Origin of the sequence: Paenibacillus sp. FSL R7-0179, from assembly GCF_038002265.1 — a bacterium.
In the GTDB taxonomy this organism is placed as follows: Bacteria; Bacillota; Bacilli; order Paenibacillales; family Paenibacillaceae; genus Paenibacillus_AQ.
The window spans coordinates 1793751-1811386 of sequence record NZ_JBBOCC010000002.1; the positions used below are offsets into that span (position 1 = coordinate 1793751).

13 protein-coding genes are annotated in these 17636 nt (G+C 52.0%); 10 read left to right on the forward strand and 3 right to left on the reverse strand.

Annotation, left to right across the window (positions count from 1 at the left end):
• Positions 1 to 38: 38 nt before the first annotated feature.
• Positions 39 to 923, reverse strand: a complete 885-nt coding sequence (locus tag MKX63_RS24160; RefSeq protein ID WP_341020631.1) for an AraC family transcriptional regulator — start codon at positions 921 to 923, stop codon at positions 39 to 41.
• A 153-nt stretch (positions 924 to 1076) separates the two neighbouring features.
• Between MKX63_RS24160 and MKX63_RS24165 the strand changes: the two genes are divergently transcribed.
• The 3 genes from MKX63_RS24165 (at position 1077) to MKX63_RS24175 (ending at position 6094) form a co-directional block, all read left to right on the forward strand.
• Positions 1077 to 3788 (forward strand): glycosyl hydrolase family 95 catalytic domain-containing protein, encoded by a 2712-nt coding sequence (locus MKX63_RS24165; RefSeq protein WP_341020632.1) that lies wholly within the window; start codon positions 1077 to 1079, stop codon positions 3786 to 3788.
• A 172-nt stretch (positions 3789 to 3960) separates the two neighbouring features.
• Positions 3961 to 4449, forward strand: a complete 489-nt coding sequence (locus MKX63_RS24170; protein ID WP_341020633.1) for an LURP-one-related/scramblase family protein — start codon at positions 3961 to 3963, stop codon at positions 4447 to 4449.
• A gap of 112 nt (positions 4450 to 4561) precedes the next feature.
• Positions 4562 to 6094, forward strand: a complete 1533-nt coding sequence (locus tag MKX63_RS24175) for a carboxylesterase/lipase family protein (protein WP_341020635.1) — start codon at positions 4562 to 4564, stop codon at positions 6092 to 6094.
• Between the two features lie 62 nt (positions 6095 to 6156).
• Here MKX63_RS24175 and MKX63_RS24180 read toward each other — a convergent pair whose 3' ends face one another.
• Both MKX63_RS24180 and MKX63_RS24185 read right to left on the reverse strand, forming a co-directional pair.
• Positions 6157 to 6936 carry a helix-turn-helix transcriptional regulator gene (locus tag MKX63_RS24180; RefSeq protein WP_341020638.1) on the reverse strand — a complete coding sequence of 260 codons (780 nt, stop codon included), beginning with the start codon at positions 6934 to 6936 and terminating at the stop codon, positions 6157 to 6159.
• Positions 6937 to 6949: 13 nt separating this feature from the next.
• Positions 6950 to 7774, reverse strand: a complete 825-nt coding sequence (locus MKX63_RS24185) for an AraC family transcriptional regulator (RefSeq protein WP_341020640.1) — start codon at positions 7772 to 7774, stop codon at positions 6950 to 6952.
• 231 nt (positions 7775 to 8005) lie between these two features.
• On the opposite strand from MKX63_RS24185, the gene MKX63_RS24190 reads away from it, so the two are divergent.
• From MKX63_RS24190 to MKX63_RS24220, 7 genes are all read left to right on the forward strand, one after another.
• Entirely contained in the window at positions 8006 to 8980 is a 975-nt protein-coding gene (locus MKX63_RS24190; protein ID WP_341020642.1) for an ABC transporter permease, read from the forward strand.
• 17 nt (positions 8981 to 8997) lie between these two features.
• Entirely contained in the window at positions 8998 to 9879 is an 882-nt protein-coding gene (locus MKX63_RS24195; RefSeq protein ID WP_341020644.1) for a carbohydrate ABC transporter permease, read from the forward strand.
• A gap of 36 nt (positions 9880 to 9915) precedes the next feature.
• On the forward strand, positions 9916 to 12357 hold the full coding sequence (locus MKX63_RS24200) for a glycoside hydrolase family 2 TIM barrel-domain containing protein (RefSeq protein WP_341020646.1): 2442 nt from the start codon (positions 9916 to 9918) through the stop codon (positions 12355 to 12357).
• 18 nt (positions 12358 to 12375) lie between these two features.
• Complete coding sequence (locus MKX63_RS24205) at positions 12376 to 13932, forward strand: ABC transporter substrate-binding protein (RefSeq protein WP_341020648.1); 1557 nt, start codon at positions 12376 to 12378, stop codon at positions 13930 to 13932.
• A gap of 83 nt (positions 13933 to 14015) precedes the next feature.
• On the forward strand, positions 14016 to 14795 hold the full coding sequence (locus tag MKX63_RS24210) for a response regulator transcription factor (protein ID WP_341020650.1): 780 nt from the start codon (positions 14016 to 14018) through the stop codon (positions 14793 to 14795).
• Positions 14796 to 14929: 134 nt separating this feature from the next.
• Entirely contained in the window at positions 14930 to 16657 is a 1728-nt protein-coding gene (locus tag MKX63_RS24215; RefSeq protein ID WP_341020652.1) for an extracellular solute-binding protein, read from the forward strand.
• A 73-nt stretch (positions 16658 to 16730) separates the two neighbouring features.
• The gene (locus MKX63_RS24220; RefSeq protein ID WP_209992448.1) at positions 16731 to 17630 is read left to right on the forward strand and encodes an ABC transporter permease; all 900 of its coding nucleotides are present in this window, start codon (positions 16731 to 16733) and stop codon (positions 17628 to 17630) included.
• Positions 17631 to 17636: the final 6 nt, after the last annotated feature.

The following is a 17636-nucleotide window of genomic DNA, read 5'->3' on the forward strand; positions in this document are numbered from 1 at the left end:
CTTAGCGGCGTATGTGTATATGGATCTTGGCTTCGTTTTCAACGCTTCCTTTTGTGTTGAGTAGCGGTTTCGCCGAAATACTTTTTGAACGCATTGCTGAATTGCTCCGGGGTGGCGAAACCAGCCTGTGCTGCGATCTCGCCAATCGATATTTGTGTAGTGAGCAGAAGCCTTGAAGCGGCGCCCATCCGGGCTTGCTGCTTCTTATCTTGGAAGGACATGCCGTATTGCTTATGAACCATTCGTTCCGTCTGTCTGGTGCTTAGCCCCAATTGGTTGGCAAGCTGTTGTAGCGTAATGGAGTTGTACTCATATAAAAAGCAGTTCTCGATCATGAGCAGTCTGCTATCATCGAGAGTCTTCAGGGGAAGGGACGGTATAACGGAGTGATTCCCTCTATAATGCCTTAACAGGCAAATCACAATCATCTCAAGAATGTTGGTCGCCATATGATGGACCCCAATCCGCCCGCGGGAGAGCTCTTCGGCAAGCATCTCGAATAAGGAAAGCATGGTACCGTCCTCTTGCCCAATCCAGAAGGGGTTGGCTACCAGCAGTTCGGGGAGAGACGGCTCGCTGAAGTGTTGATGTTTTACATTCGGAGAAACGGAATTTCCGGGCAATACCTCAAAGAAGATGCAATATTCCGCCATAGGGTCTTCCAGATCGGGAATCTGCTCGTGAACGACATCCGGGCCGGTTACAAAGAGCATGCCAGGCGAAATCGCGTAACGGTTGCCTTGTGCAATCAGAGTCCCCTGGCCGGTTGGAATGTAATGCAGCTCGTAGCTTCCCTGGCTGTGGCTGTGTGCAGGCATAGCCTTATAGAAGTACCCGAACTTGACATACAATACGTTCAATACCATTGTGCCCAGAGTCAGCTTGATATCCAGATCACCGATGTTAATGTTAGGTAAGTTCATTCTTCCGGACGCCCCCCCCTTGTCAAAATGCGACATTCATTGATCTTCCTTGTCATCTCTAAGGATAACGAATCTCAGCCTCCATTGATATAATTATTACTGAATTTCGATGTAATGTGATTCATTAGCCCAAACCGCTCAGGAGGAGATCCAATGACGATTGCACCGGAACCAGCACGGATGTATAAGAAGGGGAATTATGCAAATGTCTATACAGAAGTTTCAGCAGTTCATCCCGGAAATGCATGGCGGGAAGGTATGGTTAGCGGAAACGGGGAGAACGGATATATTACTTCAGGCTCACCGTATACGGACTGCTTTATTTTTCAGAATATGTGGTTTAACTATCCTTCCAGGGACCCGCGTGCGGTTCCGCAAGAATTGACAGGACAACTGGATGCCGCCAGGCAAAATGTGTACAGGCAGAACGATGAATGGAAGATTACAGATGCTAACGGATCTACCCGGATCAGAACCTTTTATTACAGCTACCATCCGGGTCATCAGCTCCGGTTCAATATACCCTCCTATGGAAGCTTAAGCAGATATCAGCGATGGACGAATTATGAAACTGCGGAGACAGGGGTACGGTACAGCGATGAGAATGGGGAGTGGGTCCGTACTTCCTTTACTTCTCGTGAGGATAATGTCTCAATTACCAGGATTACAGCTTCTTCTGCAGGTGCAAAAGTTAATATAACCCTCTCGATTGACGATATATCCTCGATGAGCGGAGCGAACGAAGGTCACATTGAGCTGAAGGGACTGCAATATAAAAAGCTGGTGGACGCAAATGCCGACATTCTCGCCCAGGTTGCGCATTACCCTTTTTATGCGGAAAGTGAACTGGCTTACGGGGGATACGCCGGCTTGACTCAGGTTGTTGTTGTGAATGGAACCAAAAAGAGAATACAGATGCAAGGCAACCATGAAGCAGTGAACGTTGGTCAAGAGGCCAACCCGGCAATCCAGATTAAGGACGCTGATGCTGTATATCTCATTACGCGCTCATGCAGAACACATTCTATGGGAAGCATCGAAGATTTTGGTGCAATGGCTCACTACAATATTGTAGACGAGCTCTTTGAAGGGACCCGTGCCGTTGTTCAAAAATATTCAGCAGCAGATGGTCATTTAGATTATGAAGCGGCACTGGCTGCTCACACTATCAAGCATTCCGCAGAATTTAATGCAGTGAGCTTCCATATTGAAGGCGATGCACCTCACAGGAATTCGGACAACCAGACCTTAATTGCTGAGCAGCAATCAACCCCGGCAAGGGTTAATCATGCCTTTATGGAGCAGGTATACAATCAGGGGCGGTATGCCATGATCTGCTGCAGCGGTGCAAGCGCACCGCGCTTATATGGAATGTGGACCGGGGAGTGGAATCCTGGCTGGCGGGGGATTTATACGCTGGATGCCAATGTGAACCTGCAGGTGGCAGCCATGAATACTGGTCATTTAGCTCATGCGCAGCTCGGGTATATTACATTTTTTCTCCGGAATACGCCCGATTTCGAATACAATGCGCGAATGGCCTACGGAATGCACGATGCCATTCAGGTCTCTGTTAACTCTGACGGGGACCGGGCAATGCATGTCGAATATGACAATGATTATCCGTTTGAATACTGGAATGCCGGAGCAAGCTGGTGCCTTCTGCCCATTTATGAATATTGGCAATGCTGCGGGAATCAGCAGATACCAATCAATGATCAGATGAGAATCCATGAGCTGAAGCCGATTCTAAGCGTTGAAGATGGAGGGCTGGCTGATGAAGAATTCGCAGAGTTGCTCGGCAGGGGATATTTGGATTTAGAGCAAGATATCCTGCTTCCCTTGCTGACCAAGCAGGCCAACTTTTGGGAGCAGATCTGCACACCGGAATATTACACGGATATTAACGGGAAGGCTTGTTATCGGCAGGGGAAAGCGCGGCTTGATCCGGGAGAGAAATACTTGATTATTCCTGGATATTCTCCGGAAAACCATCCTATCGGATATAACAGCACCATTACGGCAAATGCCACGATGGATATATCAGCTGCACGAGATGGTCTCTCTATGGTTATTGCAATGGAACGGGAAGTCAAACGTGAGGGTTATGAAGCAGCTATAGCTAAGTGGAAGGCATTACTTGAGCTGTTGCCGGATTATAAATATGACTACGATGGTGCTTTGCGCGAATGGGCAATGAATGAATATACAGAAAATAACAACCATCGTCATTTGAGCCATCTGTATCCGGCATGGCCTGCTTATGAGACACAAGCCGATCCTGCGCTGACACGGGCAGCTAAGATAGCGATTGATAATAGAGACCGGTTGAATACCGGCGATGATACAGCAGGACACGGCTGGATGCATAAGGCACTGGTGCAAGCCAGGTTGAAGAATGGTGACGGAGTACTGTCATCCCTTCTGCCAATGATGAGAGATGCGGCGTATTACAGCTCCTTAATGACAGATCATGATTCTAACAGAAGATGCAATTGTTATTGCACGGACACCTTATTCGGTACTGTGGCAGCTGTGAATGAAGCGCTATTATTCTCGAACACAGGCGAAATAGAGATCCTGCCAGCGTTGCCCTCCGATTGGCTGACGGGTTCTATACATGGGCTTATGGCAAGAACCTGGGCTGAAGTCAAGACATTAACCTGGAATCTTCCTGCGAAATCAGTGCATCTGGTACTGCGTTCCCGTAGGAATGACAATGTCATCCGGTTAAGCGCGGGACTTCCTTGGACAGAGGCCCGGATCAACGGGGAGAGGTTGGATGTGGTACATGACTCACGGGGGAAATATATTCAATTCACTCTAAGTGAAGGAACAGAGGTTAGCGTAACGTTTGAATGGTAAGAGAGACGGGAAAGACACCTTTGAAGTATCGCCGTGCGCAAAAGCAGCATTCCTTTCTTCCTTTAACGGGGAGCGGAGACAATGCTGCTTTTTGCGGTTTAGTTAAAAAAGGTACATGCACCTTAGCCAAAATAGGGTTAAGCTAGAGTTATAAGAATGGAGGGGACACACCATGAAACAGCTCTACATCAAGCAAAAGGTATTCAGCATAGGCGAAAAGTTCACAGTGAAGAATGAGCAGGAGCAGGATGTGTATTATGTGGAGGGCAGCTTCATGCGGATTCCCAAGACCTTCTCGGTTATGAATGCCGGCGGGAGGGAAGTTGCACAGATTACGAAGAAGGTGTTCAGCTTTCTGCCCAAATTCTTCGTGGAAGTGGATGGCCGTGAGGTATTGACGATTAAGAAGGAGCTGTCATTCTTCAAGGCGCGCTATTCGATAGATTCGGCGGATATTGAGGTGTACGGGAACTGGTGGGACATGGATTTCCAGGTTTTGCAGCGCGGGACCGTCGTCGGGGAAGTGAGCAAGAAGTGGTTCACCTGGGGCGACAGCTACAGTGTGCAAGTATGGAATGAGGAGCTGGAGGCGATCATCATCGCCATTGTGGTTGCCATTGACTGTGTGAAGAGTGATGAAGCCTCGGCTTCTAGCCAGTAGCCGGCATGTTAGAATAGATCAATTATGATCCTGCTTAGATCATTGTTTTGGGGCAGGGCGTCTATTAGAATTTGGGGGTAGGTAACGATGTACATGTAAAGGAGACGGTAATATGCTTAGATTGGTCAATGTGGAGAACGGTACGGTAAAAGGCTTGCCCGCAGCCGATCCCCGGATTACTAGCTTCAAGGGAATACCGTTCGCAGCTCCGCCTGTAGGCGAGAACCGCTGGCGGGCACCGCAGCCTGCCGAAGACTGGAAAGGCGTGCTGCAGGCCCACGAGTTCGCACCGGTCTCCATGCAGGTCAGACAGGAGCTGGATGACAACAACATCTATACCCGTGAATGGGCGGTTGAGCCGGACATTGCGATGAGCGAGGATTGCCTGTACCTGAACGTATGGACCCCGGCCAAGCAGGCGGACGAGAAGCTCCCCGTCTATGTATGGTATTTCGGCGGCGGACTGCAGGTCGGCCATCCGGCAGAGATGGAATTCGACGGCGAACGGATTGCCCGCAGAGGGATTGTAGTTGTGACGATCAATTACCGGCTGAATATCTTCGGCTTCCTCTGCCATCCTGAGATTACGGCCGAATCACCGGAGGCGCCTGCTAACTTCGGCAACCTTGACCAACAGGCGGCAACCCGCTGGGTGAAGCGCAATATTGCGGCCTTTGGCGGCGACCCGGACAACATTACCATCGGCGGGCAGTCGGCGGGCGGCGGCAGTGTCATGAGTCAGCTTACCTCTCCGCAGAACGAAGGATTATTTCAGCGGGCGATTGTTGAAAGCGGTATCTTCACGGACCTGTACCCGGGAAACCTGCTGCCGCCGCTCCGGGGAACGCTGCAGGACGGGGAACAGGATGGCATTGAGTTCTTCAAGTATCTAGGCGTATCCACTCTGGCGGAAGCGCGGAAGCTGGATGCGGACTACCTGCGGGACAAGGCTGTAGCGCTTGGCGGGTTCTGGGGTACGGTTGCCGACCAGAAGTTCCAGGTGGGGAATCCGTTCGATCTGTTCGTGCAGAATAGACGCTTGCAGGTGCCGGTGATGCTCGGCCATACCTCTTCCGAATTCTTCAGCACTCCGAAGGTACAGTCCTACGAGGAGTTCAAGCAGCTTGCGGCAGACATGTTCGGGGAGGATGCGGAGACCTTCCTGAAGCTTAGCGGCGCACGGCCGGATGCTGTTCAGGAAGCGGCGGAGCGGGCAGCGGTAAGCGGGATCGAACACGCCATTCGTATTGCCGCGCAGGCGAATGCGGATACCGGAGGAGAAACCCCGCTCTATTACTATAACTTCGATGCCGAGATTCCGGGCTGGGATAACCCGGGCACCTTCCACTCGGTGGATCTGTGGTTCTTCTTCGAGACGCTGGCCAAGTGCTGGCGGCCGTTTGTCGGCAAGCATTACGATCTGGCCCGCCAGATGTGCAATTACACGGCGAATTTCATCCTTACCGGTGACCCGAACGGCAAGGATTCCACAGGCGAAGAATTGCCGCGCTGGGAGCCGTACACCCCGGAAGCACCTTATGGGATGCTGTTCGCAGACAAGGCGGAGTTCTCCAGAGAACAGCCAGGCGCTATCATGGATTTTCTGGTGCAGCAGTATTTCAAGAAGGCTGGCAGCCCGGTCTGAGCCGGATGTGATTCAAGCTGGCTGCTAAGATTAAGCGGCCGGAAGCCCGATAGGCTCTGGGGTTACGGCGGCGAAGCCCCGGCCCTGGCCTGTCTCTGGTAATTTCGCGGTGAATGCCCGGTCACCTGCTTGAATTGCCGGCAGAAATGCTCCACATTCGGGTAGCCGCACCGTGCAGCGATATCGGCGATGCTCTCGGCGCTGTGAACGAGGTATTCCTTGGCCATGCGGACGCGGCTGTTAATGACATCCTCCATGCAGGAGAGTCCGAAGTTTTTTTTGTAGATACTCTGGAGATAGCCTGGACTGATCTGAAGCACACCGGCCATTCTGGCCACGGTCCAGTACTCTCCGGGGTTCGTCTGAATGAGCGTGCGCAGCTTCAGCAGCTTATAGTATTGCGGGGTAATATTGTCCTGGAAATAGGATTCCCACAGCTTGTTGAACAGCGCGCGCAGGAGCAGATCGGTGGAGGAGGCTTTGCAGTCCCCGCCCATATGGTGCTCGCTGGCAAGCAGTTCAAGCAGCTTTTGACAATAGTCAGGGTCGCTAAGCGCAAAAGGGATACCTAGGGGGAGCGGAGATTCCGTGACATAAGGCTCATTGGACTCAAAGCGAATCCAGTCATTAATGAACTGGCCGCCGCAGGCCTGATAATACACCTTCTGCTGCGGCTGATAGAGAACTACGCTGTGAGCAGGGTATTGCTGAAGTCCGCCATGCACCCAGAATAGCGCCGGAGTCTTGGTAATGACCATGAGCCAGTGCGCACCGGCGGGAACATCTACAACAAAGTTAGAAGCGTGTATCGTATTGCACTCGACATAGTGAATAAGGGCCATTCGCACTCTCCTCCTAATGAATCTCGCGGAATTCACCTGGCGTAATTCCTTCGGATTCCATGAATTTCTTGTTGAAGTAGCTGATGCCCGGATACCCTGAGAGGATGGCCACCTCTTTGATAGAGATAGTGGGATGGCCCAGCAATAGTTGCTTGCTTTTTTGAATCCGGCATTTGGTGATATAAGTGACAGGAGTCATTTTCGTTGCTTTTTTAAATAGACTGCAGAAGTAATTCGGTGTCAGCCCTGCTTTGCCCGCCCACCATTCCAGCTCAAAGGGAAGGTGGGCTTTTTGCTGCATTTCGGGCAACAGAGCCGTTATTTTATCCAGATGATTGGTGCTGCGGTAGGAGGAGAATGGAAGCGAATTGCTCACAAATTCAATGATCACGCTATAGGTTAAGGTGGAGATCCGGGAGGGGCGGAGGAAGTTATAATGCTCCACCTCATGAAATAAATCCTCAAATGCCGAATGCAGGAGGGAAGCGTTCTTCAGCGTCCAGATCGAAGAACTGGTATACCGGTTATCCAGAAAGTAAGCCGGGAGTGCATTGCCATTGAACTGAATCCAGAAGATATTCCACGGGTCTGACTCCGAGCAATAATAACGCATACGGTCGTTCGGGAAATGGAGAAAAGCATCTCCAGCGCCCAAGGTGAAGGTCCGGTCCCCGATTTCGATATCCCCGCTTCCGCTGGCGATATAATGCAAGCTGAAATCTCTGACCCCGTTCGGCCGGTTCACATTATGATCGTCCGGGCGGACGAAGTTTCCGAACGAATGCGGAAAGCAGAAGAACCGGAATTCCGTAAAGTTGGGTAAGTAATAAGTCCGCATGCTGCTGTCCCCCTACCTTTCCTCTATCAGACGAAATCTTAATATAGTTTCATTAATAGTATAATATTATTATTTCGTCAAGGATTATTGATCATTATAATGAAAACAATAAACTATTTTTGTTTTAGAAAACGGTGCCCGATATATAAAAGTGACAACGCTTTCTAGAAAATGTTAGCTTACGCCGCGCTTCCCCGGGAAGGTAAACTACAGGTAAAGGAGGAACGAATGATGCAGCTCGAAACAAACGTAACCGGCGCGGAGGTTCAGCGGGGCCAGATATGGAAGCGGTTTAAAAAACAAAAAGTGCTCCATTTATTTGTCGGACTTGGCCTGATATTTCTGGTGATTTTCTCCTATACGCCGATGTTCGGGATTCTGATGGCATTTAAGGACTACAGTATTTCCGACGGGATCAAGGGGATTTTTACAAGTGATTGGGTGGGTCTCCGCTATTTCGATGAATTTGTACATGATTATCAGTTCGGGAAGATCGTCAGGAATACGCTCGTGCTCAGCTTCCTGAAGGTGATTTTTGCTTTTCCAGCTCCAATCATACTGGCCATTCTGCTCAACGAAGTGAAAAGCATGCCGTTCAAGCGGTTTGTGCAGACCATCAGCTATTTGCCGCATTTTATCTCCTGGGTAGTGGTGGTCGGGGTCTCCTATGCGTTCCTGTCCGCAGATCTCGGTCTTGTGAACAAAGCGCTGCTGCAAGCCGGATTCATCGACCAGCCGCTTAATATTCTGACCAGTCCGAATTATTTCTGGGGCCTCTCGGTAGGAAGTGCCGTGTGGAAAGAGATGGGCTGGTGGACTATTATCTTTTTGGCGGCCATTACAGGCATCAATCCTTCTCTATATGAAGCCGCCGAGATTGACGGGGCTGGCAGGCTGGCCCGTATCCGCCATATTACACTGCCGGGGATGAAGGGGACCATCGTGGTCGTGCTGGTTCTGACCATCGGCAGCATTCTTGGAGGCGGCTTGGTCGGCTCTAACTTTGAGCAGGCGTATCTCCTGGGGAACAGCATTAATAATCCGACCTCGGAAATCGTGCAGACCTATGCGTTCAAGGTGGGGTTAAGCGACGGCCGGTTCTCGTATGCAAGTGCGATTGATTTAATCCAGTCTGTTATCTCGGTCATTCTAATCTTCTCCAGTAACTTCATTGCGAAGCGCGTCTCTGGCTCAAGCCTATTCTAGAGAAAGGAGCGTTAACTGTGCTCAAGAGTCAAAAACAAAAAGATCTGGTTATGGACAGCATTGTTTATTTGCTTCTTTCCATTATTGCGCTAACGATGCTATATCCCTTTTATTATGTACTGATTGCTTCGTTTAACAAGGGATCTGACACATTGTTGGGCGGGATGTATTTATGGCCGCGCAGTGTAACCTTTGAGAATTACAGGATTTTTCTGGAGGACCCCAAATGGATGAAGGCATTTCTGGTTACTGTGGCCCGCACGGTCTCCGGCACTGCGCTTGGGCTTCTGCTTACCAGTCTCGTCGCCTACGCGCTGTCTCACCGGGACCTGCTGTTCAGTAAATTTTATTTCACCCTGATTATTTTCGCGATGTACTTCTCCGGCGGCCTGATTCCGTATTACGTGGTGCTGCGTTCATTGGGACTGCTGAATACGTTTGGTGTGTACATTGTCCCTTCTATGCTGAATACGTTTTTCATGCTGATCGCCATCTCGTTCTTCCGGGAGATTCCCGGTGAATTGAAGGAATCTGCTCACATGGACGGCGCAGGCGAGTTCACGATTTACTTCCGCATCATCCTGCCGGTCTCGATGCCGCTGCTTGCCACCATGGCTCTGTTCATGGGTGTAGGCCAATGGAATTCCTGGCTGGATTCCGCGTATTTCGTCCAATCCGAGAATCTGCGGACGCTTACGTTCCGAATGATGGAGATCATCAACCAGAGCAACGCCCCGATGGATTCGGTGGCAGTGGCCAACCGGCCCGGCGGCGGGGTCACCAGCTTCTCGTTGCAGGTCACCTCGATGGTCGTCTCCATCCTGCCGATCATCTGCGTGTATCCTTTCCTGCAGAAGTATTTTGTACACGGAATTATGTTAGGTTCTGTCAAAGGTTAATCAGAATGCTGAGAACAAAACAGGGAGAGATAAACATTGCTTAGAGAGAATCTGGACCGGAATTGGGAGTTTGAACACGGAAAGCCGTTTCACATTCAGCGCAAGGAAAACGGGCAGGCAAGGATCGTCCATCTGCCGCATGACTTCACGATTGAAACGGATACCTGGGCGGAGGCTCCCGGCGGAAGGGCAACCGGGTATTACGGCGGAGGAATCGGCACTTACACCAAGCTGCTGGATATCCCGGCAGAGGCAGAGGGCAAGCGGGTTCTGCTCGAATTCGACGGCGCTTATATGAACACCACTGTGGTGCTTAACGGACATACTGTTGCCCAGCATCATTACGGATATACTCCATTCCATGCGGACCTCACGCCTTATATTAAGCCCGGCAAGCCGAACCGGCTCGCGGTTACGGTCAACAATGCCGCACAGCCCAACTCCCGCTGGTATACGGGTTCAGGCCTATACCGCCATGTCGATCTGTTAATCAGCCCGAAGCTGCATATCGTGCCATGGGGAATCTATGCCCGCACCTCGCATATCGTGGGCGGCACAGCGTTCATCATTGTGGAGACAACGGTAGCGAATCATACGGATACCCCGGCGAGTGTATGGGTGGACCTTAAGCTGGAGAAGGAAGCCGGAGGGGGTGAGGCGGGAAGCGGCAGAGTGCGGGTCTATGTACCGGCAGCGCAGAAGGCCGTGGGCCGGGTGACGGTCGCGGTTGAACATGCCGAATGTTGGGATATTGATTACCCGTGTCTGTACCGCATTACCGCATCTCTGAATGGGAGCGACAGGCACTATGACAGTGACAGCACACTGTTTGGCATCCGCACGCTCAGTGTTGATGTGAAGAACGGTCTTATGCTGAACGGGCGCACGGTCAAACTGAAGGGCGGCTGTGTGCACCATGATCACGGGATTCTCGGGGCTGCCTCCTACAGGGACAGCGAGTACCGCAAAATGAAGCTGCACAAGGATAACGGATATAACGCCATCCGCTGCGCTCATAATCCGCCGTCCAGGGATATGCTGGATGCCTGCGACCGGCTGGGCCTGCTTGTGATGAATGAAGCCTTCGATATGTGGACGATGGACAAAAATCCGCATGATTACAGCTTGTATTTTGAGCGCAACTGGAAGTCTGACATCGAAGCATTTATGCGGCGTGACCGCAATCATCCCAGCATCATCATGTGGTCAACAGGCAATGAAGTCAATGAGCGCGGAGGGTTGTCCGGCGGATATGAGTGGGCTGCCCGGCTGGCGGCATGGGTCAGAGAGCTGGACCCGAGCCGTCCGGTGACCAATGCGGTATGCACCTTCTTCAGCGGGCTGGAGGATGAGGATCAGCAGCGATTCTATGATGATCTCAAGAATCCGCCCAAGGAGTCAGCAGGCTTCGTCAACTTCGACACGGAGTTCGGCAAGCAGGTGTGGGACGGCTATACCGAAGCCTTCTGCGCTCCGCTCGATATTGTCGGCTACAACTACCTGATTCATCAATTCGCTGCCGCTGCCCATAAATATCCTGACCGGGTAATCTGCTCAACCGAGAGCATAGCCAGAGATATGGATAAATATTGGGAAGGTGTGGAGCAACATCCTTATATTATCGGTGATTTCAACTGGACCAGCTTCGATTACATCGGTGAGGCCGGACTCGGTAAGACGTTATATGTGGAACCGCATGAGGCAGATGAGGGGCGTAAAACCTTACATGTGTCTCCATACCCTTGGCGCTTGTCCTATGATGCGGATTTCGATCTATGCGGCTTCGCGCGCCCCCAGCTGGCTTACCGGCGGATTGTCTGGGGCTCTGACGAAACCTTCATTGCCTCCCATCATCCCCGGAACTTCGGTAAAACCGAGCTGATTAGCGGCTGGGGCTGGCCGAAATGCGATCATGCCTGGACCTGGAGCGGGTACGAGGAACAATCCGTTACGGTCGATGTCTACTCGGCGGCTGAGGAAGTCGAGCTCATTCTGAACGGCGTAAGCCTGGGCAGGCAGCCGGCCGGGAAGTCTAACCGCTTCAAGGCGCGCTTTGTTCTTACCTATATGCCGGGCACCTTGGAGGCTGTCAGTTATACGGGCGGCAGTAAAGGTTCCAGCGATGTGCTTCACTCGGCTGGAGAGCCAGCGGGCATCCGCATTGTTCCGGAGAAAAAGGAGCTGTCCGCCGATGGGCAATCGCTCTGTTACGCGGTTGTTGAGATCATCGACGCCGCCGGCCATTGCGTGCCGGAAGCCTCGCTGCCGGCGGTTGCCCGGGTAGAAGGCACAGCGTCTCTGGCTGGCTTCGGTACCGGCCGGCCGCAGACGGCCGAGAATTATACGGCTGGCCGGTTCACGTCCTTCAAAGGCAGATTGCTGGCCGTTGTCCGTGCAGGGGGTGAGCCGGGAATCTCCACGCTGACAGTCAGCGTGGACGGGCTGGAACCGGTTAGTCTGGATATTCCTGTGAACTAATCATATGGAGGGATTACATTGACAAAGAGAACAAGCCACAAGATGCTTGCGGCAACCATGGCCGTTACCTTGACGCTGGGACTATTGTCCGCCTGCGGCGGAAACAACGAAGGAAGCAAGCCGGAGGAAGCTGCCGCAACAGCCGGAGCCGGAGCTGTGAAGGAATTATCCTTGTTCATTGATTTTCCCTGGTGGGCAACTAAGGAGTGGAAGGGACCGATTGCGGAGAAAATCACCGAGAAGACTGGCGTTAAGCTGAATGTAACCGTAGCCACCGACGACAAGCAGCTCCCGCTAATGATTGCATCAGGCGATTTGCCGGATCTGGTGCTCACCTCCAGCAACGTAGGGCGGATGTCCGACGCCAAACTGTCGTATTCGTGGAATGAGCTGATTGAGAAGTATGCGCCGGACTTCAAGCTGGACCCCACCCGAATTGCCATCAATACGATGGATAACGGCAACTTCTATACGGTCCGCAATGCTTTTGCCACCCAGGAAGAGATGTCCAAGAATAAATTTGCGCTCGGCGGGGACGGCAATCCGGGGATTGCGGTGCGTGAAGATATCCTGAAGGAGCTGGGGAATCCCCCGGTCCAGACGCTGGATGACTTCGTGAAGGTGCTGGGGATGGTCAAGGAGAAGTATCCCGACATGGTGCCGCTGGTGCTGGACAAGAACTGGATCGAGCAATATTTTCTCCAGCAATTCGGTGCTGAGGCCCTGTTTGACAATTGGTATGAACAAGACGGGAAAGTCGATTATTTCATCAGACAGCCGCAAATGCTGAAGTTCTTCAAATTCATGAACAGCCTGTACCGGAGTGGCTACATTCTGGCCGAGAACTTTGCGTTTGCCAATGATCAGATCGACGAGCAGTATGCGACCAGCGGCAAAGCGTTCGCCCACGGCCACACCGTAGGCACTGCGGATACGGACAACAGCGCGATTAAGAAAAACAACGGTACGTTTACCTTCAAAATGCTGCCGAGCGCATTGACCAAAGAAGCGAAGAAGGTAAGCACGGGACTTGGCTTCGCCGGCACCTTCATCACCAAGAAGAATAAGGACCCGGAGGCCTCGATCAAGCTTCTGCAATATCTGGCCAGTGACGAAGGGAAGAAGCTGACGATGTTCGGGGTAGAGGGCGAGCATTGGACGTGGAATGAAGAGGGACACCCGGATCTGAAGTATGATTCCTCTGATCAGGACTTCATGAATGCAAACGGCATCGGCTGGTGGGTGCTGTACAATGACGGTGTCATGGAGGGCATGAGAGGATATGTGCCGTGCAAGCAGAAGACACAGGCGCTGATGGAGACGAAGGCGATTACAACCTATAAGCCGGCACTTGGCCTGATTCAGACCCAGCCGGATTCTGCGGAGAAGACGCTCAAGACCAAAATCGACGAGATGATTAAAAATGAGAAGGTCAAGGTGTACCTGGCAAGCTCTGAAGCGGAGGCAGCAGCCAATTACGAGAACCTGGTGAAAACGGCCGAGAGCCTGGGCTTGCAGCAGCTGGTCGATTGGGCCAACGACACGTATCAGAAGAAAAAGGAGCTATTCAAGTAAATCAGGGACAACTGGTAGAGGCGATGAGCCTCTACCTTATTTTGTGTCAGACGATACTCATTACAACAGGAGGAAGAGCAAACATGAGAGTACTGATTGTAGATGACGAACCGCTGATTCTGAACGGGCTGGTGAAGATTATAGGGGAGGCGGCTCCGCTCGGGACGGAGGTGTTCAGGGCGGACAATGCGTTTGAGGCCTTGGAGCTCATGACAGACTGTATGCCGGATGTGACCATAACAGATCTTCATATGCCGGAGAAAAATGGGTTCGAGCTCATTGAGGCGGCCCGGGAGAGCGGTCTGTGCGACCGTTTCATTATTCTGACGGGCTACGATGAGTTTGAATATGTACGCAGAGCGCTCCGCACAGGAGTCGTGGATTATCTGCTGAAGCCGCTCGGCAAGGACGAGATTGCCGCTCTGCTGGCGCGGATTGAACAGGAGCTTCCCTCAGAAGCTGATCCGGAGTACTCGAACCATGCGAAGCGCATACTCGCTTATACCAAAACCCATTATATGAACGATCTGTCGCTGGGCCATCTGGCCGAATTGATGAATCTTCATCCGAAATATATCAGCAGTCTGTTTAAAAGAGTGACCGGCGATACGTTTGTCAATTATATGAACGGATTTCGCATCAAGGAGGCCCAGAGGCTGCTCCGGTCTCATGGCCGGTTATCCGCGAACGCCATCGGTAAGAAGGTCGGGTTCGAGGACAAGCATTATTTCACCAAAGTGTTCAAGAAGTATACAGGAATGACGCCGGGCGCATACCGTGAAGAGGTCAAACAGGAGTATCCGGCGAGTAGCGTAGAAGCAACCGGAGCTGGAGGACTGGAGCTGCAAGATAAGCGCAGTTAAAGCGTTGCATCCGGGATTTTGTCAATGCCGGATAAGTGAAGTAAAAATGTGAGCGTTGTCATTAAATAGATGCCTCCCTCATAATGAAAGCGTAACCAAAATAAAGACCACAATAATTGAACTGGGGGTTGACTATGAAGACAGGTACAAGAAAAGGTCAGAGCTTACTGAAGAGTACTTCCATCCTGTTGTTGTCTGCACTGCTGTTGTCCGCTTGCTCAGGCAAGCTGGAATCCGGTAACGGCGGGAAGGAAACGCCAGCCGGTAATGATCCGAAGCCAAGCGCAGCTGTAGATGAGAGTCCGCTCGGCAAATACGATCCTCCGATTGAGTTGTCGTTCGTCAGAGATCTTAGCGATGTGGTAGAGAATAACGTGCTTGGCGTATTGAAGGACGAGACGATTGATAACAACCGCTGGACCAAGTTGTATGAGGATCAGCTCGGCATCAAGATCAAATATAACTGGATTGTGAAGGGCAGCCAGACCTCGGACCAGTACTTGCAGAAAATCAATGTCACTCTGGCCTCCGGGGATCTGCCGGATGTAACGCCGGTCAACGCCACCCAGCTTAAGCAATTGGCCGATTCGGACCAGCTTGAGGATATGACGGCGTTATATGAAAAGTATGCTTCACCGTTCACAAAGAAGGTGCTGTCGGGAGAAGGAACAAGTGTGTTCGATGCCGCGACCTTCGATGGCAAGCTGATGGCTATTCCGAGCCTGGAATCCTCTATTGAACGGTCGATGTACATCTGGATTCGGACCGACTGGCTGGAAAAGCTCGGGATGCAGCCGCCGAAGACAATGGCGGATGTCCTGGCAATCTCTGAAGCGTTCGTGGATAAGGACCCCGACGGAAACGGGAAGAAGGATACCTACGGCCTTGGCATTACCAAGGACCTGTGGGGCGGGGCCATGGGACTGGAAGGCTTCATGGCCGGATACAATGCGTACCCGAACATCTGGGTGGATGACGGCAGCGGCAAGCTGGTCTACGGCAGCATTCAGCCGGAAGTGAAGAAAGCGCTTCAGGTGCTGCAGGATATGGCCAAGAAAGGGCAGCTGGATCAGGAGTTCGGCGTGAAGGACGGCGGCAAGGTCTCCGAGCTGATCTCAGCCGGCAAGATCGGGATGGAGTACGGCGAGCAATGGAATTCCATCTGGCCGCTGCAGCTTAACCGTGACAACGATCCCAAAGCCCAGTGGCAGGCCTTCCCGATTGTCTCGGAATCGGGAGACACGCCGAAGGTACCGCTGAAGTTCAGCACGACCCGCTTCTTCGCGGTCAAGAAGGGCGCCGCACACCCGGAAGCGGTCATTAAATTGTTCAATCTGCATGTGGAGAAGAACTGGGGCGAGACGGCCGAATTCGATAAGTACTATGCACCGCCGGAAGCGGAGAGCGTCTGGCAGTTATCCCCGGTTACGCCGTATCCGGTTACGAAGAACGTAGACGCGTTCCGGGAGATTGATGCTGCCCGCAAGGCCGGTGATTTCTCCACCCTGAAAGGTGAAGCGAAGACAATCCAGGAGAAGCTTGAGTCCTATGCTTCAGGTTCAACAGAAGGCTTCTCCTTATGGGGCTGGGAGCGGATCTATGGTGAGCAGGGCTCCATGGGCATAGCCGACCAATATATCAAGAATGACCAGTTCCTGCAGGAGAAATTCGTCGGCGCTCCGACTCCGACCATGGTTGAGCGCAAGACAACGCTTGAGAAGCAGCAGAATGAAATGTTTGTCAAAATCATTCTGGGTGATCCGATCGATAAGTTCGACCAGTTCGTGAAGGACTGGCAGAAGCTGGGCGGCGATCAAATTACGCAAGAGGTCAACGAATGGTACGCAGCGACTAAGAAATAAGGCGCCTCTGGAGGAAGAAAACGACCTTTTCTTCCTCCATTCCATTCTAGCCCTGCAGATGTGGAGGATAACAATGAGAGCAAAACTGCGAAAAGAACTGCCGCTTCATTTGATGCTTTTGCCGGGACTGGTGATGATCATTCTGTTCTCCTACGTCCCCATGGCCGGTGTCATGATCGCGTTCCAGAAATTCATCCCTGCCAAGGGCTTGTTCGGGGATCAGAAGTGGGTGGGCCTGGATAACTTCGAATATGTGATGAACCTGCCAAGCTTCACACAGGTGCTGTGGAATACGCTGTTTATTTCGAGTCTCAAGCTGATTCTGGGCCTGATTATTCCGCTGGTGTTCGCCATTCTGCTGAACGAGCTGGCCAGCAATGTGATTAAACGGTCCGTGCAGACAGCGATTTATCTGCCGTATTTCTTGTCCTGGGTGGTGCTTGGCGGCATCTTGATTGATATTCTGTCTCCATCGGGCGGGATTGTGAATGAATTCCTCGGATGGTTCGGCGTCTCCAAGATCTTTTTCCTCGGCGACAATGACTGGTTCCCCTTCACGCTGATTGCCTCGGATGTGTGGAAGAACTTCGGCTACGGCACGATTGTATATCTGGCGGCCATAACGGGCATCGATCCCGGGTTATATGAAGCAGCTACCATTGACGGCGCCAACCGCTGGCACAAGACCTGGCATATTACCATTCCGGGCATACGCATGGTCATCGTCCTGCTGTCGGTGCTCAGTCTGGGACAACTGCTGAACGCGGGCTTCGATCAGGTCTTCAATCTGTACAGTCCGCAGGTCTACGAGAGCGGGGATATCCTGGACACCTTCGTCTACCGGATCGGTCTATTGGATGCCCAATACGGCGTAGCGACTGCCGTCGGCTTCTTTAAATCCATCATATCGCTCACCTTGATCTCCAGCTCGTATTTCCTGGCTTACCGTTTTGCCAAATACCGGATCTTCTAGAGGAGG